The following is a 21046-nucleotide window of genomic DNA, read 5'->3' as shown; positions in this document are numbered from 1 at the left end:
TTTTAATTGCCTTCAACACGGATATAGATTCTTGTGGAGGTGATTGTATGTAGTTCAAGGCCCTGTCCGCCAACAATAACAAGAGCACTTTCCATTACCCGCACAGTTGCACTTGTTAACGTGCTGGCAGTTACGGTTGCAATTGGAGCAGTTGTTCCATCCACTGCAACAGTTGCCTTTGCAGTTACCTGTATATTCAAGATATTCGCAAACACCACGTTCGAAGGAAAAGTAATCGTTGTTAAACCTGCTCCTGTATTAGCAACATCGCCTATCCATACTTTCGTAACAACATCGGAAGTTGCTGCTGCGCCAGTTCCGGAAGTACCTCCCCCTCCACTATAAATAACTGGCTGGGTATTCGTTCTCACCACCTTCCCATTTACATCAACCCCCAGATACCCTGCACTACTTGTGATCGTAGAAGCACTGGTAAGGTTCTCCATTCTCAAACCACCATCATTGGCTGTACCCGTTTTAATATGCAATTGAGTAGAAGGCGCATTGGTTCCAACACCCACTCTCCGGCTGGCCATGATCCGCATCGCTTCATTTGTTGTGGCAGTACCTCCCGTCAGGAAGATCATATCTTTAGCCGTATTGTTATTCACGATGTAGAGGTCATTACCTGAACCCAGCACATATGTATCATTGGCTTTACCTGTTTCAATAGGGTTGCCGGACTGATACACATACTGGGAACCATTGATCCCCATATTCATGAAATTGGTAGTTTCCGTTCCGTTATCAGCAGTAGCCACATAGTCCGAACTGGATTGCGAACCGGTGCCCAGGTTCCTGATATTCACCTGGAAGTAATTGTTAACAGAGCCTTTGAGGTATAGGGCATTTACAGAACTGGTAACGCCGGCATCTATCAATACCTTTTCAGGATAGGTGGCATCAAACGCACTGGTACCGATGCCGATCAATCCTCTTGCACTGTCTATATACATACGCTCCACATTATTGGTACGGAACCGCAGGCTGATATTATCCGTTGTACCAAGGAAATTAGTTGCACCACTGGTACCACTATTCCCGGTAGTACGCCAGAATGAATTTATTGGCAGTTTTCTTACCAGGCCACTCGTGATAGTTAAAAGACTATCGGCAGAGGTGCTGGTACCATTCTGCACACCGGTAAGTGTAAGTGGATTCGCACCCTGTACATGTAGTTTTGTGGCAGGAGCAGTAGTGCCTATCCCCACATTCCCTGCATTTGTAACACGTAATCGTTCCAGGTTATTGGTGATCACCGGCAGGTCAAAATTACTGGTGGTGCCAAAGTTCTGGGCACTGAGTACCGCATTTCCACCTAAAGCCCAACCATTGAAAGATAAGATAGGGATCTTTCTCACCAAGCCACTGGTAACGGTTAGCAAACTATCTGCTGAGGTACTCGTTCCTTCCTGCACGCCAATGAGTGTTAAGGGATTGGTTCCCTGCACATGCAATTTTGTAGCAGGAGCGTTAACACCTATTCCAACATTCCCTGCATTCGTTACGCGCATCCTTTCCAGGTTATTGGTGATCAGGGGCAGATCAAAATTGCTGGTGGTACCAAAGTTCCTTATGCCGGGAACAGCATTACCTCCTAAAGCCCAGCCATTAAAAGATAAATTGGCCGAATCGATCACCCTTCGCCAGAAACCATTTTTACGGACCATCAAACTATTATCCGGCGTAAAGAAAATGATCATGCCATTAGGAGCCGTGGTAAGCGTAACAGCAGAAGTATCCGGGATACGGGGCAATAGCAATCCCTGTACATTGCTTTCCAGTTCAAGTACAGAAGATTTATTGATGATAGCCGGATTAGAACCTAATTTCAATTGGGCTTGCGCAACTGGTCCCAGCAACAGCAGCATCCACATGAAAAAGAGGTAGCATGCTCTATTTATGATCATGACTTATTTCTTTATCACATACCAGTTGGTTCCGTCTGTTTGCAGGGTTACAAAGGTCCAGTCGTTATAGATAATATAATTAGTTCCGCCATCTATACTCCCGGAAGTGGGGCTGATGGTAACAGCATTATCAATCCCCCCGGTACCGATCTTTTTGATCGTATACATCCTTCCGTTCAATCCGCTGGGGCTGGGTAGGGTAATGGTAATGGCTCCGGTGGAGGCATTTGCCAGGATGGTATTGTCTCCTGCCGTAGCTGTATAATTAGCTGCCGTATTGGTAATATTGGTAGCCATGGAACCATTCACCTGGAAGGTAGAGTTCGCTGCAGTTCCCTGTGCAAGACCCACTGTTAGTGAATCCCTGAAATTCTTGGCTCCGCCGAATGTTTGTGTAACAGTAGATACACCACCGGGATTAGTAGCATCAGCAGGATGCAGTTTAATAGAATCACTGGCGATACTGATACCATTTGCATTGGTGAGTGTGGCAAAACCTGTTTTGAGGATGCGGAAGCGTGCAGCAGAATCAAAACGCGTCCAATCACTCAGTGATAATAAACCCCGGGAAGTGGTGCCGTTCCCATTCTGTGTGGGAACGTTAAAAGTATGTACACCAGCCGCAGAGTTAATGGCAACATCTACCGTAACGGCACTGTCTACCCTAAAGGTCTGCACAGAATCCCGCAGCCCGTTGAGTGAAACGATCGCATTGCTGAAAGCAGATGCAGCCATGGTCCTTTGCAATAAAGTACCTGTGGCAGGGTCTATCACTAATACCTGTACCTGGTTAGTACCATTACCAATGGTACCGGGCGCTACGGTTAAACTACCGCTACCGGTTACGCGTAAACGTTCTGCGTTATTGGTTTTGAAGATAAGGGGTTGCTGATTGAGCGTACCCAGGAAATTAATGGCGGAATCCAACCCGGCATTGCCTTTTGTGTTCCAGTTATTACTGTTGCCAACACTGTCTGCAGACATGCGCTGCCATAAATTATTCTTTCTGATAAACAGGCTTGTGGAATCCGTTACATAAATGATCATCCCGTCCGGGGCAGTGTTGAGGGGTGCAGTGGTAAGATTTGCTCCGGGTATCCTGGGAAGCAGCAGACCCTGTCTTTCTGATTCCAGTTCAAGAATGGATGATTTGTTGATCTGGCTTGGATTGGACCCGACCTTAAGCTGTGCAGAGGCGATACTGCTGAACAACAGTAACAGCACTGCAAATGCAATGTTCTTCATGGTAGTAGATTTTAAGCAGCTGATACGAATTGGTGAGATAATTTTTCATAAGGAATACTAAACAGGAGCATAACAGTATCGTCCTGCCGGATAGGGCAAACGCAATACCTGTATTAATTCTTGCTTAGTTGTTAAGATCGCTGCTTAGGCGGGGTTCAAATAGACTTGGTGTTTGTTCGGATTTATGGTTACGTAATATTCAAATAGTATAATGAAAATAAGATTTTTGCTGCATATGGCAAAATAAGTAAATGCTATGCAAATATATTTGCGGAACGCAGAGAGATTCAAAACATCCCGCAAATGTCCTTTATCCTAAATATTTCTTCAGTTCTGCGGCGGCGTGTAATACCAGGGAACGGGTGGCGGGGATTTCAGCCATCCCGTTCAACATTCCCCAGTCGTGGATCACACCATTATAACGGATAGTAGTTACCGTTACACCGGCTTCATCCAGTTTACGGCCATAAGCTTCTCCTTCGTCCCGTAAAATATCATTCTCCGCTACCTGGATCAATGCAGGAGGTAATCCTTTTAATTGTTCCACAGTAGCCTGTAACGGAGAGGCATATATTTCTTTCCGCTGTGAAGGATCTTTTGTATACTGATCATACATCCATTTCATCAGGGAAGTGGTCAGGAAACGCTGTTCACCATAGAGACGATAAGATTCCGTATTGAACCCGGCATCTACGATCGGCCATAACAGTACCTGTAATTTAATGGCAGGTCCGCCATGCTCTTTTGCTTTCAGCGTGGTCACGGCTGTCATATTTCCTCCCACACTATTTCCTACCACAGCCAGGTTTTTACCATCCACATTTATTTCATCTCCGTTTTCAGCCACCCACTTTGTAACGGCAAAGATCTCATTGACCGCCTGTGGGTATTTAGCATCCGGCGAAGGCGTATAATTAACAAATACAGCAACATAACCTGATTCCACTACCAGGTCACGCACCAGTCTTTTGTGGGTAGGAAAATCCCCAAGTACCCAACCGCCACCGTGAATGAATATAAACACCGGCAGTTTTTCGGAAGCTCCTTCCGGCCGTACAATGTGTAGTTTGATGGTAAACCCGTCTGTCGTAATGGTCTTTTCGGACACATCAATTCCGGAAACATCCACTTTTACAGCTGCCTGTACATCCACCAGCACTTTCCGGGCATCCGGCACAGGCAGGCTTTCTACCGGAGGGCCTCCTGCATTCAGGGGTTTTAAGAATTCTTTTACTGCAGGGCTAAGATGGGGGTCGGATAAATAGTCCTGGGGTTTGGGTTGATTTGTATTATTCATAAGACAAGATTTATTGCAACTAATTGCCGCAACATCAATGCCAGAAGGTAGGGACAAATAATTCCCTATCCTGCGGCATGGTTAATAAAACGATGATCTTTACCTTTATCTTCTAAATCTTCCCTTTATGTACGTGAAAAAAATCCCGGAAAACCCGGAATGTGGTATTGAAATAGCGATCAAAGTATTGGGCGGCAAATGGAAACCCTGCATTTTAGATGCTATCAACCGCGGATACAGAAGACCCAGTGAAATGCACAGGTATATCAGCCATGCCAGCCCCCGCGTGATCAATATGCAGCTGCGGGAACTGGAAGAATATTGCATGGTCTCCAAAAAGGTGTATGATGAAATACCCCTTAAAGTGGAATACTACCTCACAGACCTTGGCCAGAGCATCCTGCCAATTATTGACGCCATGGATGCATGGGGAGAAGAAAGGCGGGAACTGATCACCCGTATAGACGAAGAATTACAAGGCGTTGCTTAAACAGCTTTAAATTCATACTTCCCTTTAACATACTCATTTAAGTATTTTCCCTTAGAGAGCGCCGCTTTCATTTCTTCATACACGCTTTCCGGCACGTTGAGGTATGCATACACCTTGCCAGACAGGAAAGTCACATACAGCCTGGCCTTTTTGCTATCATAAGTGAACCTTTTGATAACCGTGGATGGCATGATCAACGTTTTTCAAGCCCTTTATCTGCCGGGCCGTTCAATACATTTCCATCAATATCGTACCGCGCTCCATGGCAGGGGCAATCCCATGAACGCTCTGCACCGTTCCATTGCACTTCACACTTCAGGTGGGTACACAAGGAATGTAAAGCATGAATGTTTCCCGCTTCATCTTTATAGATCGCCACTTTATCATCTTCATAATCCACAATACGCCCTTCTCCGTGGGCTATACCAGATAAAGATTCCAGCTTATCAGCAGGAAACAGTCCTGATACCAGGTCTTTCACCACCGTGAGATTATGTTTCATGAAATTCTTAAATCCGGCTACCGGCTTCAAACGATTAGGATCGAACAATGGAATATAAGGAGAGCCATCGTTCAGGATCAGTTTCTCCAGGATAGCTGCCGCTACATGGCTATAGGTGATACCATTACCGCCAAAACCTGTAGCTACATAAATATGCTCAGCCTGCCCCGGCAGGGAACCTATATATGGCAGCCCGTCTGAAGATTCATAATACTGGGAAGACCATTTATACTTAATCTCCGCTACTGCAAAATGTTTACGGATAGTGGCCTCCAGTTGCAGAAGATACTGCTCCGTATTCTCCGCATCTCCCGTTCTATGATCTTTACCACCTGCGATCAGGTATGGTTGCCCATCCACCACCTGTGTGCGGTAATAATGATAAGGATCGTACATATCATAACTCAGGTCTTCCGGGTATTTTCTGTCACTCAGCAGAACAGCCATCGCATAACTACGGTAAGGAAGGCAACGGAGATGTACAAGGTTCACGCCGGGAGGGATATGTGTAGCATAGATCAGATCGCGTGCTTTAAAAATACCCTGCGTGGTTTCTACTTCTACCAATTCATTATTCTCCACACCAGTTACCCTGCAATGCTGAAGGATGGCACCACCCAATTTTTCATACGCTTCCGCCAGGCCCATTACGTAATCCAGCGGCTGGAACTTAGCCTGCCCTTTCACCCTGATGGCTTTTGTAAATGAGATGGGAACGGGAATATTATCTATGAATGCAGCAGATATTCCTGCTGCTTTGGTGGCCGCCAGGATTTGCTCCAATTCCTTTTCCTGGGAATTATCCTGTGCAAATAAGTACGCATCCGCTTCAGAAAATCCACAGTTTATGTTGTATGTACGGATGTTAGTTTTAATATTTTCCACGGCTTCCTTTGCAGCATTCGCCACCAATCTGGCATTATCATCCCCAAAGTTCTGCGCAATGGTTGTATAAGGCGTATCCAGCAATGTATTGATATGCGCTGTAGTTCCCCCCGTTGTGCCAAAGCAAAGGTTCTCGGCTTCTATAATAAGACAGCGTTTCCCTGCTTCCTGCAAACGTAACGCTGTGCTGATACCCGTTATACCTCCACCAACAACAATTACATCCCATTCGTCCCTTTCGGCAAACGGTTGTGTTGTATATGGTTGTTTTGTGTCCTGCCACAGGCTGGTAAGATGTCCGTCTCGCTTTATCATGGTTCCTGTTTTAATTATACCCTGTCAAAACATATGCCTTTTAAACAGCGGTAGAAGATGGCATTGTTTTTATACTTCGTTTAAAATGAAATTCTTTTACCGAAACGGATTAACCATCGTTTTTATAAGCATGTTGCTTATTACATGGTGCGCACAGGCATTTACGGGTCATAAACAATTCAATGCGGAGCTGGAAGAAAAAGGAATGGCAGCTGTAAGTTTTGCGGCTTACCTCATCAGCCCCCACTTCCTGGAAGCAACTTTCGAGAATTGGGAAAGTGAATTCCTTCAAATGGGCATGTATGTACTGCTGACTGTTTGGTTAAGACAAAAAGGCTCTGCTGAATCAAAAGCCCTGGACAAAAAAGAAGAAGTGGACAGGGAACCTAAACCAGGGCCGGATGCTCCGTGGGCTGTTAACAAAGGGGGATGGTGGTTGCAGATCTACCGTAATTCTCTTTCGATCGCATTTTTCCTTTTATTCCTCTTTTCCTTTGTACTGCATTTTATCGGCAGCAGGGCACATTATAATATAGAACAAACCGCTCTCCATAAATCACCGGCATCCATGGGTGAATACCTGGGTAACTCAAAGTTCTGGTTTGAATCATTCCAGAACTGGCAAAGCGAGTTCCTGTCTGTTGCCGCTATTGTATTCCTATCTATTTACCTGAGGCAATGGGGTTCGCCTGAATCCAAACCCGTAGATGCCCCCCACGCTGAAACAGGAAAATAAGAAGTGTTAAAAAAACACCTGCATCTGTTAAAATCGGTCCATTCCGGTATAATAAAAATGAGCAACTTTAAGTAAGTTTTCCATCGGTTAAAATACCGGTGGTAGCCTGTTTACAATTACCAGAGTGCGAAAGCGCTCCTTTTTAACCAGGTTTTTGCAAACGTTTGCATCAAGACAGAAAAGTTAATTTAATTCCACTTTTATGAAAACATAAGCTATTGCCTGCTTGTGCTGCTCCTCATGCGCAGTACTGAGCAAACCCATTAATTTATTCATTTTCCCTCCTTCATTATTAAAATCAAACGTTATGAGAAACTGGATCATTTCAGTTATGCCGGCCATTCCACCCGGCAGACTACTATTTAAACTAACTATGTTATGCCTGCTGTTTTCTTCCACTGCAGTATTTGCACAGGAGAAACTGGTGACGGTAAAAGGAAAAGTGGCTTCGCAGACCGGGGACCCATTGCCGGGCGCCAACATTGGGATCAAAGGTACCACCAGTGGCACAGCTACTGATGCCAATGGCAATTTTGAACTGAAAGCTCCTGCAAACGGTACACTCAGGATCACTTACACAGGTTTCATCACACGTGAGCTAAACGTGGCAGCTGCAGACATGAATAATGTAACGGTACTGCTGGCCACCAACAAAGGTGAATTGAATGAAGTAGTGGTAGTAGGATATGGCTCCCAGAAAAGATCGGATGTAACGGGTTCCATTGCTTCCATCAACTCACAGGCCTTAAGGGATGTACCTTCTTCCAACCTGAGTTCTGCCCTAAAAGGCCAGGGTGCTGGTATTGACATTCAGAAAAATGGCGGTAACAGTAAACCCGGTGCCAAACCTGTTATCCTCATCAGGGGCAGCAGATCACTCAAGGCTACCAACTCGCCGCTTTTTGTTGTAGATGGTATTCCCTATAATGGGGATATTAACGACCTGAACCCGGATGACGTTACTTCTGTAGAAGTATTAAAAGATGCATCTGCCACTGCTATTTATGGCTCAAGAGGCGCCAACGGGGTGATCCTTGTTTCTACCAAACGTGGCCGCAGCGGCCAGGCACAGATCACTTACAGCGGTTATGGCGGTTTCGTAAAACCCGCCGGCAAATATGACCTGATGAATTCCCAACAATATGCCGGTCTTAAAAAATGGGCTTACCATAACAGTGATAACGTTAAATATAAAACGCCGGAAGATCCCCAGATCCTGCTGGATGCTTTTGATGCAGAAGAAAGGGCGGGCCTTGCTGCCGGCAGAAATACAGACTGGCAGGACCTCATTTACCGCACTGGTTTGATGACCAATCACCAGATCGGCATTTCAGGTGGTAATGAAAGAACGCAGTTCAGCGCCTCCGGCGGATACTTTAAAGAAACTGGTATCTACTTTGGCCAGTCCTTTGAAAGGTTCACCGTGAAAGCCAGTGTGGATCACCAGATCAATAAGATCTTTAAAATAGGTGTAAGTTCACTGAACAACTATTCTACCACGGATGGCGAAAGTGCCAATCCCATGGGCCAGGCATTAAGAGCAAGTCCTATGGCTGCCGCCTACGACAGCACTGGTGCTGTTATCAACGCTTTCGTTGCAGGAAGTGCCAAACAGATCTGGAACCCACTCGCCAACTTTGTTCCCGGCGCCTCAGTAGAAAAAAGGAAACGTACAGGTACTTTTACCACCGTTTATCTGGATGTAAACATCCTGCCTGGTTTGAAATACCGCTTTAATGGTGGCGCGGAGATCAAAAACGATACCTATGGTACTTTCTATTCTGCGAAAACTACCAATAACCAGGGCAATCTGAACACCAGTAGTAATGAATATGTGCTGAGTTCCAACTATACGCTGGAACACCTGCTCACATATGATAAGACTTTCCATAAACACCGTTTCAATCTCACCGGATTGTACAGTGTGCAGCAATCAAACAATCAGACTAACAAGTACAATAATAATTCCCTCTTATCTGACAATCTGCAATACTTCAACAGCCAGTATGGTTTGAACCTTGCTGGTAGCGGATCAGCGAATAAATGGAACATCATTTCCTATATGGGCCGGTTGAACTATAATTTCGACGATCGTTACCTGCTCACTTTAACCATGCGTACAGATGGTAGTTCCCGTCTTGCTCCGGGTAATAAATACCAGGGTTTCCCTTCCGCCGCTATTGGCTGGAATATCAACCGTGAAAACTTCCTGAAGTCCGCCGCCAATGTATCCAATTTAAAGCTCCGTGCAAGTATCGGACGTGTGGGTAATACCGCCATCGATCCTTATCAGACACTGGGCTCGCTGGCAGCGGTTACTTATAACTATGGATCAACTAACGTAACCGGCGTTTATTTCAATTCTGCATCTAACTCTAAACTTACCTGGGAATACACTTCTACCATCAACGCAGGACTTGACTTCGGATTCTTCAATAACCGCATCACGGGTAGTGTGGAAGTATATAAACAATACACCAATAACCTGCTGCTGCCACAGAAACTACCATTCACCACAGGCATTCCCAGCGATGTACTGGTGAATGTAGGTAAAACAGAGAACAAGGGTATTGAAGTGCAGCTATCCACGGTGAATATCCAGGGTAAAGGGGCCAATGATTTCACCTGGACTTCCAATCTGAATTTCTATATCAACCGCGGAAAGATCACGGAGCTGTATGATGGTATCCAGCAGGATATCAATAACGGTTGGTTTGTGGGTCAGCCTATCGGTGTTTATTATGACTATGATCGTATTGGCATCTGGCAGAATACAAAAGAGGATTCCCTCACAGCCCTGGCCCATAAGCAAAAAGTAACAGGCCCTACTTCCGTGATCGGTAATATTCGCGTGCGGGATGTAAATGGTGATACAGCTTTCAGTACAGCAGACAGAACGATCATTGGTTCCAACCAGCCAAAATGGGAAGGCGGTATGACTAACCGCTTTTCCTATAAAGGATTGGACCTCACCGTAGTAGTATTTGCACGCATGGGTGGTATGCTGAACAGTAAATTATATGGTGGTGGCTTTTCCAATACCTTCCAGGGCAATTACAACAACCTGAATGTGAACTATTGGACACCAACAAACGGAGAAACCTATTACCCTAAACCTAATAATAGTTCCACCCAAACGCAGTACAATTCCACGCTGGGTTATATTGATGGCAGCTTCCTGAAAATAAGGAGCATGAGCCTGGGTTACAATCTGCCTTCTTCTTTTGTACAAAGACTGAGAGCCCGTTCTGTTCGTGTATATGCAACAGCGCAGGACCCTTTCATCCTGTTCTCTGAATACCGTAATAAATTCCATGGTGTAGATCCTGAATCTGCAGGGAACATCAATGCGGATACCCCGGCTACATGGTCTATGGTATTTGGTATCAACCTTACTTTATAATCTTTCAATTGCTTTGTTATGAAAAAGATCATCATATTATGTGTACTCCTTTCCAGCTGTTCAAAGATGCTGGATGAGAAACCCAACTCGGTACTCACGCCGGATTTCTATAAATCCGTTCAGGGTGTTAATGCAGCGCTGGATGCTTCTTATGCAGGTACAAGAACTATCTGGGGTTGCGAAGATTACTTCTCCATGGCCACAGTTGCCACGGATGAATTCATGAAAGGAAATGACGGTAACAGTAATATGTTCCTGTATGCCCCTACCTACCAAACCAATGATGGAAAGGTGGAAGCGTTATGGAAGAACTGTTACACCTATATCAATACCTGCAATGCCGTGATCGACTTTGCGCCGGATGTGGCAGAAATCCCTGCAGAAACAAAGAAACGCCTCATTGCAGAAGCCAAGTTCCTGCGTGCTAACTACAATTTTGTGCTGGTACAATTCTGGGGAGATGTAACCCTGCTGGATAAATTCCAGGACAAAGCGCTCACTGCTGCTACAAGGCATCCGCAGGCTGATGTATTCAATGCCATCATCAAAGACCTGAAAGAAGCGATCCCTGATCTGCAACCGGCGCCTACCACAAAAGGCCTGGATCCCGGAAGGGCTAATGCCGCCGCTGCAAAACATGTGCTGGCAAAAGTCTATTTAGCCCGTGCAGGTGGAAAATCCAAAGTAGCCACTGATTACAAGGATGCATACAACACTGCTGTAGACCTGATCAATACGGCTCCTGGTTTAGGCCTGGCGATGCTGCCTGATTTCGGGAATGTTTTTGCAGAAGGTAATGAAGCGAACATGGAAGTATTGTGGTCTGTACAACATACTTCCAGCCTGGCTTACAACGGATCACCCAAACAGGATAACCGTACGCCGGATAATATGCTGGTGCATCTCTTTTCTCCCTTGTATGAAAAAGTAGATGGCATGGCCCGTAATATTCATGATGGCCGTCCGTATATCCGTACGATCCCTACCTTATGGCTGATAGATACCGTATTTAAAGAAAGAGTGAATGATACCCGGTTCGACAAATCCTTTCAGACCGTTTGGTATTGTAACAACGCGGCCAGTATTCCAAAATGGCCTGCTACCTTACCTCCGGGTGCTCCGGCTGGCGCAGTTCCCAATGGGCCTAAATTCAAACTGGGCGATACAGCTATTTACATGCCGCAGGGGAACAGAACGGCAGCCCAGATCGCAGCTGCACCTTATACACTGATCCCTTCCCGTTTATATAATCCGCGGCTTTCTCCTGCACTAACGAAGTTTGTGGACACCAAACGCTCTGATATGAACGCTCCTTCCATCAGGCCCGTGATCGCATACCGTTTAGCGGAAACATATCTAGTGGCAGCAGAAGCCGCATTAATGGATGGCCGGCCCGGAGATGCCGTACCTTATCTGAATGCCGTACGTGAAAGGGCCGCATTCCCTACAGGCAATAAAGCAGCCATGACCATTACGGTGGCTGATGTGAACCTCGACTTCATCCTGGATGAACGTTCCCGCGAGCTGGCAGGTGAAAACACCAGGTGGCTGGACCTCATCAGAACAGGTCAGTTACAGAAAAGGCTGAATTTGCATACGCCGGACAGCCGTGCAAATTTCATCAGTCCCAAACACCTGCTGCGCCCGATCCCGCAAACGCAAATAGATGCGGTGACTACAGGACCCAAATATCCTCAGAACGAAGGTTGGTAAAATCTATGGCGGGCATCTAACGGTGCCCGCCATATTATTCCTATCTTAGCAATTATGTACGAAGTATTGCTGGATAATATTAACCGGAAAGTATCGCTCTCTGCTGAAGAACAGGAAGTGATCAAAACCTGCTTCGTACCCAAAAAGATCCGAAAAAAACAATACGTACTACAGGCAGGTGAGGCCTGTAAATACATCCTCTTTGTTGAAAAAGGTTTACTCCGCACACATTATACGGACGATAACGGTGGAGAGCACACAGTGCAATTTGCCCCGGAGAACTGGTGGATCTCAGACATGTACAGCTTTCTTACCAATGAACGCTCTTTATATAATATCACTGCATTAGAAGATACAGAAGCCCTCATGTTAAGCAATAGCACCTTTGAGGAAATGGTGGCCAAAGTACCCAAGATGGAACGTTATTTAAGGATCCTGATGCAGAATAATTTAGTGGCCATGCAAAGAAGGATCACGGGCGTACTGAGTGATTCCACGGAAGAAAAATATATCCGCTTCACCAAAACTTATCCTGATATCGTCAACCGCGTACCCCAGCATATTATTGCCACTTATATCGGCCTTACCCCGGAAACCCTGAGCCGCATCCGCAAACAACTGCTGCACAAAAAGTAAAATTTCTTATCTGGGATCAATGGATCGGAGCATGAGGCATGCGTACCTTTGCAAAGCATGACCACCACAACCACCATAGCGATCATTGGCAAAACGCCACTTGCACAAACACTGTCCAAAGGCAGGTATCGCATACTGCTGTTTGGATGGGAATGTAAAGAAGGGGAACTCATGGATTGCCCTATTGAAGCAAGTTGGGAAGCAGACATTATTGTACTGGCGGCCCAGGCAGAAGAAATGGCAGAAAAGATCAGGGCAGTGGCCGTGCAAAAGATCGTACTCAGCAACGGCTCCCTGGAAACATTGCAAACCCTGCTTCCTCATTCCAAAGTGGTGGAATTCTCCAACCTTTCCCCGGAGCAACGTGTTATTAATATCTCCGGTGATGACGGAGAAGCACTCTACGCTACCGCAGACCTTCTGAGGTCAGTCGGCTTTTTTCCTGATATTCAACTTAAAAGAAATAAACTATGATACTCATTACCGGCGCAAACGGACATCTCGGACAATTAACCATTAATGCATTACTCAAAGAAAACCCCGCCGCGAAAGTAGCCGGCCTGGTTAGGTCAGCGGAGAAAGGCAAAGATCTCCCTGTTGAAATAAGGATTGGCGACTATAACGATAAAGCCGCTTTGCAAACTGCTTTAAAAGGAATTGAAGTACTGCTCCTGGTATCTACCAGTACTTTCGGAAACAGGGTGGAACAGCATGCTAATGTGATCGATGCAGCCAAAGCAGCCGGTGTGCAGCATATTATTTACACCAGCCATGTTCAGGCAGCAGGTTCTCCCGGTCCGCTGGCTCCTGATCACGCAGAAACAGAAAAACTGCTGATCGCATCCGGTATGGCATATACCATTTTCAGGAATACTTTTTACTTGGAATATATGCCCTGGTTCTTAGGAAATGCTATAGAAACAGGTACCTGGACCTATCCCAGCAACAGCGCCAAAATAAATCTTGCTTTGCGCAGTGAAATGGCAGAAGCCCTGGCGAAAGTATTATCCGCACCGGAGAAACACCGTAACCAGATCTACGAGATCACTTCTTCTCCTTCTTTCACTTTAGCCGAAATGGCGGATATCCTGGACATCAAATACCAGGACGTTACCGTGCAGGAATTCAAAGAGATCTTAGCCAAAGCTGGCTTACCACAGGAGCAGATCATTGTAAGCGCAGGGATTGGGGTTACTTTCTCCACCGGCGCATTGAGCTATGCCGGAGATGACCTGGAAAAATTACTCGGCCGCAAACCGGTAAACATCAAATCATTCCTCCAGCAATTATAATGGAACGAAAAGACTTTCTTAAAATGATAGCATTAAGCGGCCTCGCCGCATTCAATAAGTTCACGGATAATTTATCAGAAAATGGCACACTGATGCCGGTGTTGTTCATCGGCCATGGCTCTCCCATGAATGGTATTGAGCACAACAGCTTCACACAGCACTGGGTAAAAATGGCTGAAACTATTCCAACACCGGCAGCGGTATTGGTAGTTTCTGCTCACTGGCTGAGCAAAGGAACAAAGATCACGGCCATGGATTTCCCGGAAACCATCCACGACTTCGGCGGTTTCCCCCCCGAACTCTTTGCTGTACAATATCCTGCACCCGGAAGCCCTGCTATTGCAAAAGAAACAGCATCCCTCATTCATTCCACCAAAGTGGAAATGGCACACGACTGGGGATTAGACCACGGTACCTGGACGATCATTCGTCACATGTATCCCAAAGCCAACATCCCCGTATTGCAATTAAGCATCGATTATTCCAAAGGCCCGGAATATCATTATAACCTGGCAAAAGAATTATATGAGCTACGGAAGAAAGGCATATTGATCATCGGAAGCGGCAACATGGTCCACAACCTGGGTATGATAGCATGGGATAAGTTGGATAAACCCGGGTATGGATATGACTGGGCATTAGATATCAATTCGAAATTCAAACAACTCATCTATAATGGCGATCATACCTCGCTGATAAAATATGAAACCATTAGTAAGGATATAAGACTGGCTATCCCTACCCCGGACCATTATTATCCATTGATGTACACGCTTGGATTAAAGGGAGCAAAAGACGAAGTAGAGATATTTAATGATAAGGCGGTGGCGGGATCGCTAACCATGACTTCAGTGAGATTAGGATAAAGAAAGGTTGCTCTCGGAGAGCAACCTTTCTTTTTTACAGCAGCATCTTTTAATGGTTTACGGGATCAGCTCCTCGTATCTGAAATTGTAATAAGGGAAAGAACCGCCGGTAACACCATTGAGATAAATAGACTGAATATCAAATTTATAGATGGTGGTACCGCTCTTCCATAAAAGTACTCTGCCGGAAACTGGGGTAACGGTATGACCGCCACTCCAATTGTAAATATACCAGCCGGCTCCATTTGCATATGCCGCAACGGCTGGAGGAATACCTGTACCTGTTACCTGGTCCATACCGATCACGTTAGAACCTGCTGGAGAACTGGCGGGGTTTGATGCCGTTGCCCAGTCTGCATATACCACAGAAGCAAAAGCTTTATTAATGAAACGGATGGAATCGTTAGAGGTAATATCTCCTGTAGCAATGCCAGTGAACTTAATATTGAAGTTAGCAGGGGTACCAGCTTCGTTCACTGTAAAGCGCCAGTAGAGATTACCATCTGCTGGTTGGCCGGGGCCTGTTGAATAGGCTTGTTTAAAGTTTGTTACGGTATACACGCTACCGGAACGGCTGATAGTTCCGGAAGTTACGCCGGGGCCTGTAATGCTCTGACTAGTTCCGTCCGGGATGGTTACGGACAGGGTTTGATCACGAAGGGTTATTGCATCCACATCTTTGTTCTTGGAGCAGGAGGCAACGAACAAAGTGGAGGCAGTGGTTAACAACAGCGCTAAGCGCGAAAGGGTTTTAATTTGTGTCATAGTAATATTGGATTAATAATAAACAATAAGGGTTTTGGATGTGCTGTAATGCATTTATTATGGTGTAACAGTAAACGATGTAGCACCGTCCACATTTACATATACTTTCGTTTGTTTGTTCCAGTTCCAGAATCCGATGAAGTCTGTTATCCGCAATTGAATACCAATGCCATCTGCATCATAACCTCCCAGCTGATAAGTACCTGCTTTGAATGTAGTGGGGATGCGGTAAGTAGCAGAGGTAGCAGTAGAACTCACCAGTGCCAGCGTAGCTACTTCAATTTCATTCCAGTTCGCATCGTAGGCATATACCCTTGCCTCTTTCATATCAAAGAAGCCGGTACCATTGAACGTGATCGTTTCACCCTGCTTTACAGTAACCGGTGCTTTGATCTCATTCACAACAGGTTTTGCACTTGCAGGGTACAACACGCCGAAGATGGCATTGGGGGAAATGAACGTGCGCTCTTCACTGACGATCTTTATTTTGTAAGCGCCGATCTTTACATCGTCCGTATTGGGGACCTTTATCCGCATAATGGGCGTGCCGTCTGCCTGATCTGCAAACTCAATGGGGATCTGTGTTTCTTTGTTGGCATTATCTACGATATAAAAACGGGTGAGGTTCACATCGCGGGCCAGGTAACGTATTTCACGACCAGTATTCACCGTGATCGTTCCTCCTTTGGTAGTGGCATAAGTACCTTCAAACACTTGTATATCCGGTTGGTTATACACCACTTTCAGGAAATAATCCTTCACGGCACCGTTTTGAGCTTTCACCGTGAATTTAGTTCCGGTTGCAAAAGCTACTTCTGTTCCGGAAGCCGGTGTAATGGTAGCATTTTCTGATATGGCGATCTGTGGTGTGATCCTAGCGGGTTTAGGGAGATAAGATGGCCAGTAAATGATGATGCTGTCTTTATTAAAAGAAGCATTGATCTTTTCATCTCCTCCGGCAGTGATGCTTAGTAACTCAATATTGTTATATGGATAAGGGGCATATTCCGTTTCTTTCTTACAGGAAATAAATGCCGCCAGTACTAAAATGCAGGATATAATTCTATACATGATCTATGGCAGTTTATTGATACGGATGGGGAATGTGGTGGTAACAACTTTGGCGTAAGAATACACTCGGATCTTGTACAATCCTGTGGCAGGCAATGCTGTTAGTAAGGGATCGGGAGATGATTTATAATTTACCAGTGAAATACCTACCAGGTTCAGATCATTCGTATTGGTGGCAGACTTTACAAAAGGCGGATATTCTTTCCCGGTTTCATCTACCAGGACTATTTTCATCAGGCTGAGGTTTTCCTGGAAACCGGTTCCCCTCAGGGCCAGGTTCATGCCGGAGAAATCAACGCTCATTTTAATATCGTATACTTTGATATCCGTTGCGCTGGTGCTTACTTCTTTCAGGGTCAATGAGGGTTGCTGCACATTGATCTTCAGTGTGTAGGTTTTCCTCTTCCCGCTTTTACCGGTAACGGCATATTTAATATCCCGTCCTTTCTGGAAAACATCCAAAAGATCTTCTATCAAAGTGCCGGTACCCGGTTGCACGGTAGCGCCGGTACTTACTTTGATCTCCGGTTCCAATACTACCAGTTGTTTATAAAAAGGCAGGTAAACCGTGATGCTGGAGTCGGCATCGTGGATAGTGCCATAGATGGGATCGCCCTGAACATTCACGATCTTATACTCCGTAATCCTGTTATCAGCTTCTGCCGGCGGAGCAATAGTATCCGTTTTGGTGCACCCTGCTATCGCAAGGAGCATCATCACCTTTAAAATTCTGTTCATGTTATTTGATATCTAAGTTTTTGCTGCCATCCATCTGGATAGCGTATTTAAATGTTACGAATCCTGGTTTGTTGTCTCTTGTAGGGTCTTCAGGATTGTCTTTATAAATATTTTCGATCATTACTTAAGCATAGTGCCCTTTATGCGTTTTCACGATCATCACGCGCGGCATGGTGTATACGATATGCGATTTCTTTGCATTGCCCGGGAAGAGCGCGCCGTAAAAATCATAATACCCCCAGCCGTCTGTTTCTCCCTGGAAATGGTCCAGTCCTATATCACGGATCCCTAATTTGCTGTCGTCTGCCGTTTTCACCGCATCAAATGCAGCATTGAAAAGTGCCCGGGGGATAGGGAGATTTTTTGGTTTGAAGTTGATGGTATCATAGAACTGTGCGTCAAACTTCCTGTCTACCACCACATAGATCCTCGCATTGCCGGGGCCGCCAAAAGAGGGGGAACCAATGGATGCGCCGTTATTAGGATATACACTGCTATTATAGATCCCATAGAATACAATATCCCATCTGCCTGTTTGCCTTTGGGATTCAGGGATCACTTTATTTTCCTCGAGGCTGTAATACATGGAAACGGCATTGCCTGCAGAAGTGGCTGTAGTATCCGCTACGAGGTTCTCTACCCTGTAAACTCCTGTACGTAAGGAACTGCCTTCATCGGGCTTATCTTCCGTTTTGCTTTTTGAGCAGGCTGTAAATACAAAGCAGGTAACGAGTAACACTTTGAAGTTCATATATGCACGAATTAATTGGTTCTCAAATTTCGGCTGCCATCTTCCTGCACAAAGTATTTAAACGTGAGGTAGGGAGCAGGCCAGAAAAGGTCTGTTACAACAGGCGGATTACCTTTGTAGATATTTAATAAAGCAAGTTTGGCGAATTTGCCGGCAGCTGTTTTTACAATGAATGTTCTGTTGCGCACCGGTACACAGATGTGATTGCTGAGAGAATAAAAATACCAGCCATAACCGTTACCACTGTCCCAGCCAACACCGGCGATGCCTTTCTGTACAAACTCGGCATCTCCGGGAGCTTCCAATACCTGGTCATATGGTTTCTCTATGATCATCATCCTGCCAACACCCGGGCCGCCATACCCCGGCGTTCCGGCTATTGTTCCGTTATTGGTAACTACATAGGAATTATATTCTTTGGTGAAGGCAAGGTCCCAGTCTGCATTTTTGAGGTATTGCAGCGAATCTGCCGTGGTTTTGATCATGCGGGTCTGCTTATCGGAAAAGTGGAAAGTGATGCTATAGAAAGGACGTTTTTCTTTACCATCCACATTATCTCCCATGGAAGCACCAAGGTCTCCCGGCATGTCCAGCACCGTCACACTCTTGCTATCTGTGAGATCGGGTGAAGTCTTATCTTTGCTGCAGGCTGCCATCAAAAGGATAACAGCACTTAATACAACCGTGTATTTCATGCTGCAAAATTGCAGAGGCGCGTTCACCACTTTGGGAGAAATAGCAACCTTCCACGGAATTTCACCATTATTCCGTTTGGGGTAACTGTTATTCCCGGATAGGCGCATGACATTGGTGTGACAGTTATACTTTTGTCATAATTAAATCACATTTTTTTATGAACAAGAATTTCGTAGCCATTAACTACATCCAATGCAACACCGATTTCCAGGAGCGGTTTGAACAACTTTTCGCTACCCGTGCGCATGCTATAGATACCATGCCAGGCTTTATCAACATGCATGTGCTACGTCCTGCCAAAGAGGGAGATGCTTACCTGATCGTGAGCTATTGGGAAACGGAACAATCGTTTAAAGACTGGATGAAATCAGAAGCATTCATCAGCGGGCATAAACGTGGGTTTGAAGAAATTGCCAAGGCAAAAGCAGAAGGCAGGCCTGCTCCTATGACCAGCGACTTTAAAATTTACCAGGTAATTAGTGAATAATGGAAACAACCACCACTAAGCAAAAGTTAATGAAATGGCTGAAGCGCATCGGCTTCTGGGGATTTCTCTTCTTTTTAATAAAGGGGCTGCTTTGGCTTGTATTTATATACTGGTTGGCTAAATAATGAGGGAACGGTAGAGTGGCCGGCAACTTTACCTTTTCATAATACCCGGAGAAAAACCGAAATGTTTCTTAAAAGCCCTCGTGAAATGGGCAGTATGTTTGTAACCTGATAAATAAGCCACTTCAGATACGGCTTTTCCCTGCGACAGTAATTCCCGCGCATGCGTCATCTTGATATTCTGCAGATAGCCGTATACGGTAGTACCGAATACCTGTTTAAAATGACTCTTCAGGTAGGCGTCGTTTGTTCCCACCTGGTGGCTCAGGTCTATTAATGTACAAGGGCTGTTGATGTTCTTGATAATAATATCCCGCGCCATATGCATCCGCTCTATGTCTTCTTTCTTCAATGCGCGCGTATCACTTTTGGCCATCCCGCTGATCTGTTCGTATTGGGATAATTGGATAGCCAGCAGTTCTGTAGTTTTGGCTTTAAGGTATAATTGCTTGTAACGCCCGTCCAGTGGGCAATTGAGCATATCATACAGGATGGCGCTGATATTGGAGGCCAAAGGAAGGTTCACTTCGCTCAGCAGGGCAGGTGTATTGTTGGCAATGCTTTTTATAAAAACAGGAAACAACGGATGTTCTTCCGGCAGGAAATTAAATACCAGCTCCGGCGTTACACCCAATTCAAAGATCTCCAGCTGTTCATCTGCCTGCCAGTTGAGATGGATCTCCTGCTCAGGGAAGAAAAGGTAATTATACTGATGTTTCTGAAAAGAAGCCAGTTTGGTAAGCTCGCTGCCAGTGGTGTAACTTTTATTCCCGCTCAGTGTATAACTGATCTGCAGAAAAGGGTTCATGTTCTTAAACACTACTTCTCCTTCCTGGCTTGACTTAATATTATAATATCCCAGGTTAATACCATCCGGACTCAGCATCTCATAAACAGAACCGGAATGGCCATTCTCTGTCAGCGCTTTTCGCCGCTCTCTCAGGTTACCGGAACCGCTTATGTCAAAAGCGCATTTTATATCATTGGAAACAAGGGCACACAAGGTCTTTGATTTTGCTATACGGCAATATTATGTCATTCCCACTGGAAAATATTGCACGCAGATTACAATTGAAAGGGTGGTATTACAGAACCCTTTGCCATAGGATATCTGCGGATAAAATGT

General features: G+C 45.4%; 20 protein-coding genes. 9 read left to right on the top strand and 11 right to left on the bottom strand.

Annotated features, from left to right (window positions below; all coding sequences use genetic code 11):
- Positions 1–2: 2 nt before the first annotated feature.
- The 3 genes from BUR42_RS23875 to BUR42_RS23865 form a co-directional block, all read right to left on the bottom strand.
- Positions 3–1910: a hypothetical protein gene (locus BUR42_RS23875; protein ID WP_143197562.1), complete on the bottom strand. Its 1908-nt coding sequence runs from the start codon at positions 1908–1910 to the stop codon at positions 3–5.
- A 3-nt stretch (positions 1911–1913) separates the two neighbouring features.
- Entirely contained in the window at positions 1914–3155 is a 1242-nt protein-coding gene (locus tag BUR42_RS23870; protein WP_074242084.1) for a hypothetical protein, read from the bottom strand.
- A gap of 310 nt (positions 3156–3465) precedes the next feature.
- Positions 3466–4452, bottom strand: a complete 987-nt coding sequence (locus BUR42_RS23865) for an alpha/beta hydrolase (protein WP_074242083.1) — start codon at positions 4450–4452, stop codon at positions 3466–3468.
- A gap of 127 nt (positions 4453–4579) precedes the next feature.
- Between BUR42_RS23865 and BUR42_RS23860 the strand changes: the two genes are divergently transcribed.
- Positions 4580–4942 carry a winged helix-turn-helix transcriptional regulator gene (locus BUR42_RS23860; RefSeq protein WP_074242082.1) on the top strand — a complete coding sequence of 121 codons (363 nt, stop codon included), beginning with the start codon at positions 4580–4582 and terminating at the stop codon, positions 4940–4942.
- Here the strand turns inward: BUR42_RS23860 and BUR42_RS23855 are convergent.
- Both BUR42_RS23855 and BUR42_RS23850 read right to left on the bottom strand, forming a co-directional pair.
- Positions 4939–5133, bottom strand: a complete 195-nt coding sequence (locus BUR42_RS23855) for a KTSC domain-containing protein (protein WP_074243175.1) — start codon at positions 5131–5133, stop codon at positions 4939–4941. The genes BUR42_RS23860 and BUR42_RS23855 overlap by 4 nt on opposite strands.
- Before the next feature lie 2 nt (positions 5134–5135).
- The gene (locus tag BUR42_RS23850; RefSeq protein WP_074242081.1) at positions 5136–6644 is read right to left on the bottom strand and encodes an FAD-dependent oxidoreductase; all 1509 of its coding nucleotides are present in this window, start codon (positions 6642–6644) and stop codon (positions 5136–5138) included.
- Between the two features lie 85 nt (positions 6645–6729).
- Here BUR42_RS23850 and BUR42_RS23845 point away from each other — a divergent pair, with 85 nt between their 5' ends.
- The 7 genes from BUR42_RS23845 (at position 6730) to ygiD (ending at position 15290) form a co-directional block, all read left to right on the top strand.
- Complete coding sequence (locus BUR42_RS23845) at positions 6730–7380, top strand: DUF6766 family protein (protein WP_074242080.1); 651 nt, start codon at positions 6730–6732, stop codon at positions 7378–7380.
- A gap of 307 nt (positions 7381–7687) precedes the next feature.
- Positions 7688–10783 carry a SusC/RagA family TonB-linked outer membrane protein gene (locus BUR42_RS23840; protein ID WP_074242079.1) on the top strand — a complete coding sequence of 1032 codons (3096 nt, stop codon included), beginning with the start codon at positions 7688–7690 and terminating at the stop codon, positions 10781–10783.
- An 18-nt stretch (positions 10784–10801) separates the two neighbouring features.
- Entirely contained in the window at positions 10802–12496 is a 1695-nt protein-coding gene (locus BUR42_RS23835) for a RagB/SusD family nutrient uptake outer membrane protein (protein ID WP_074242078.1), read from the top strand.
- Between the two features lie 54 nt (positions 12497–12550).
- The gene (locus BUR42_RS23830; protein ID WP_074242077.1) at positions 12551–13132 is read left to right on the top strand and encodes a Crp/Fnr family transcriptional regulator; all 582 of its coding nucleotides are present in this window, start codon (positions 12551–12553) and stop codon (positions 13130–13132) included.
- A gap of 57 nt (positions 13133–13189) precedes the next feature.
- The gene (locus tag BUR42_RS23825; RefSeq protein WP_074242076.1) at positions 13190–13606 is read left to right on the top strand and encodes an NAD(P)-binding domain-containing protein; all 417 of its coding nucleotides are present in this window, start codon (positions 13190–13192) and stop codon (positions 13604–13606) included.
- A complete protein-coding gene (locus BUR42_RS23820) occupies positions 13603–14424 on the top strand; it encodes an SDR family oxidoreductase (protein WP_074242075.1) in 822 nt (273 codons plus the stop codon). The genes BUR42_RS23825 and BUR42_RS23820 overlap by 4 nt, the downstream gene beginning before the upstream one ends.
- Before the next feature lie 23 nt (positions 14425–14447).
- The gene (gene ygiD / locus BUR42_RS23815; protein ID WP_234979789.1) at positions 14448–15290 is read left to right on the top strand and encodes a 4,5-DOPA-extradiol-dioxygenase; all 843 of its coding nucleotides are present in this window, start codon (positions 14448–14450) and stop codon (positions 15288–15290) included.
- A gap of 57 nt (positions 15291–15347) precedes the next feature.
- Here ygiD and BUR42_RS23810 read toward each other — a convergent pair whose 3' ends face one another.
- The 5 genes from BUR42_RS23810 to BUR42_RS23790 all read right to left on the bottom strand — a co-directional run bounded on the left by BUR42_RS23810 (position 15348) and on the right by BUR42_RS23790 (position 19310).
- Positions 15348–16055 (bottom strand): hypothetical protein, encoded by a 708-nt coding sequence (locus BUR42_RS23810; RefSeq protein ID WP_074242073.1) that lies wholly within the window; start codon positions 16053–16055, stop codon positions 15348–15350.
- 57 nt (positions 16056–16112) lie between these two features.
- The gene (locus BUR42_RS23805) at positions 16113–17126 is read right to left on the bottom strand and encodes a hypothetical protein (RefSeq protein WP_074242072.1); all 1014 of its coding nucleotides are present in this window, start codon (positions 17124–17126) and stop codon (positions 16113–16115) included.
- A 3-nt stretch (positions 17127–17129) separates the two neighbouring features.
- Positions 17130–17864: a hypothetical protein gene (locus BUR42_RS23800; RefSeq protein ID WP_143197561.1), complete on the bottom strand. Its 735-nt coding sequence runs from the start codon at positions 17862–17864 to the stop codon at positions 17130–17132.
- A gap of 124 nt (positions 17865–17988) precedes the next feature.
- Entirely contained in the window at positions 17989–18615 is a 627-nt protein-coding gene (locus tag BUR42_RS23795) for a hypothetical protein (protein ID WP_074242070.1), read from the bottom strand.
- A gap of 11 nt (positions 18616–18626) precedes the next feature.
- Positions 18627–19310 (bottom strand): HmuY family protein, encoded by a 684-nt coding sequence (locus tag BUR42_RS23790; RefSeq protein WP_074243173.1) that lies wholly within the window; start codon positions 19308–19310, stop codon positions 18627–18629.
- Positions 19311–19468: 158 nt separating this feature from the next.
- On the opposite strand from BUR42_RS23790, the gene BUR42_RS23785 reads away from it, so the two are divergent.
- Complete coding sequence (locus BUR42_RS23785) at positions 19469–19798, top strand: antibiotic biosynthesis monooxygenase family protein (RefSeq protein ID WP_074242069.1); 330 nt, start codon at positions 19469–19471, stop codon at positions 19796–19798.
- 153 nt (positions 19799–19951) lie between these two features.
- Here the strand turns inward: BUR42_RS23785 and BUR42_RS23775 are convergent, their stop codons facing one another.
- Positions 19952–20923 carry a helix-turn-helix transcriptional regulator gene (locus tag BUR42_RS23775; protein WP_074242067.1) on the bottom strand — a complete coding sequence of 324 codons (972 nt, stop codon included), beginning with the start codon at positions 20921–20923 and terminating at the stop codon, positions 19952–19954.
- Positions 20924–21046: the final 123 nt, after the last annotated feature.

Origin of the sequence: Chitinophaga niabensis (assembly GCF_900129465.1) — a bacterium.
Taxonomy (GTDB): domain Bacteria; phylum Bacteroidota; class Bacteroidia; order Chitinophagales; family Chitinophagaceae; genus Chitinophaga; species Chitinophaga niabensis.
Note: the sequence above shows the minus strand (reverse complement) of the source record. Positions and strands in the feature narration are given on the sequence as shown.

What these genes read in the sequence shown, in the direction of transcription:
- BUR42_RS23870 (WP_074242084.1), bottom strand. Translation starts at nt 3,155, where the DNA reads ATGAAGAACATTGCATTTGCAGTGCTGTTACTGTTGTTCAGCAGTATC.
- BUR42_RS23795 (WP_074242070.1), bottom strand. Translation starts at nt 18,615, where the DNA reads ATGAACTTCAAAGTGTTACTCGTTACCTGCTTTGTATTTACAGCCTGC.
- BUR42_RS23800 (WP_143197561.1), bottom strand. Translation starts at nt 17,864, where the DNA reads ATGAACAGAATTTTAAAGGTGATGATGCTCCTTGCGATAGCAGGGTGC.
- BUR42_RS23825 (WP_074242076.1), top strand. Translation starts at nt 13,190, where the DNA reads ATGACCACCACAACCACCATAGCGATCATTGGCAAAACGCCACTTGCA.
- BUR42_RS23865 (WP_074242083.1), bottom strand. Translation starts at nt 4,452, where the DNA reads ATGAATAATACAAATCAACCCAAACCCCAGGACTATTTATCCGACCCC.
- BUR42_RS23875 (WP_143197562.1), bottom strand. Translation starts at nt 1,910, where the DNA reads ATGATCATAAATAGAGCATGCTACCTCTTTTTCATGTGGATGCTGCTG.
- BUR42_RS23860 (WP_074242082.1), top strand. Translation starts at nt 4,580, where the DNA reads ATGTACGTGAAAAAAATCCCGGAAAACCCGGAATGTGGTATTGAAATA.
- BUR42_RS23805 (WP_074242072.1), bottom strand. Translation starts at nt 17,126, where the DNA reads ATGTATAGAATTATATCCTGCATTTTAGTACTGGCGGCATTTATTTCC.
- BUR42_RS23850 (WP_074242081.1), bottom strand. Translation starts at nt 6,644, where the DNA reads ATGATAAAGCGAGACGGACATCTTACCAGCCTGTGGCAGGACACAAAA.
- BUR42_RS23790 (WP_074243173.1), bottom strand. Translation starts at nt 19,310, where the DNA reads ATGAAATACACGGTTGTATTAAGTGCTGTTATCCTTTTGATGGCAGCC.
- BUR42_RS23855 (WP_074243175.1), bottom strand. Translation starts at nt 5,133, where the DNA reads ATGCCATCCACGGTTATCAAAAGGTTCACTTATGATAGCAAAAAGGCC.
- BUR42_RS23835 (WP_074242078.1), top strand. Translation starts at nt 10,802, where the DNA reads ATGAAAAAGATCATCATATTATGTGTACTCCTTTCCAGCTGTTCAAAG.
- BUR42_RS23845 (WP_074242080.1), top strand. Translation starts at nt 6,730, where the DNA reads ATGAAATTCTTTTACCGAAACGGATTAACCATCGTTTTTATAAGCATG.
- BUR42_RS23840 (WP_074242079.1), top strand. Translation starts at nt 7,688, where the DNA reads ATGAGAAACTGGATCATTTCAGTTATGCCGGCCATTCCACCCGGCAGA.
- BUR42_RS23785 (WP_074242069.1), top strand. Translation starts at nt 19,469, where the DNA reads ATGAACAAGAATTTCGTAGCCATTAACTACATCCAATGCAACACCGAT.
- ygiD (WP_234979789.1), top strand. Translation starts at nt 14,448, where the DNA reads ATGATAGCATTAAGCGGCCTCGCCGCATTCAATAAGTTCACGGATAAT.
- BUR42_RS23820 (WP_074242075.1), top strand. Translation starts at nt 13,603, where the DNA reads ATGATACTCATTACCGGCGCAAACGGACATCTCGGACAATTAACCATT.
- BUR42_RS23830 (WP_074242077.1), top strand. Translation starts at nt 12,551, where the DNA reads ATGTACGAAGTATTGCTGGATAATATTAACCGGAAAGTATCGCTCTCT.
- BUR42_RS23810 (WP_074242073.1), bottom strand. Translation starts at nt 16,055, where the DNA reads ATGACACAAATTAAAACCCTTTCGCGCTTAGCGCTGTTGTTAACCACT.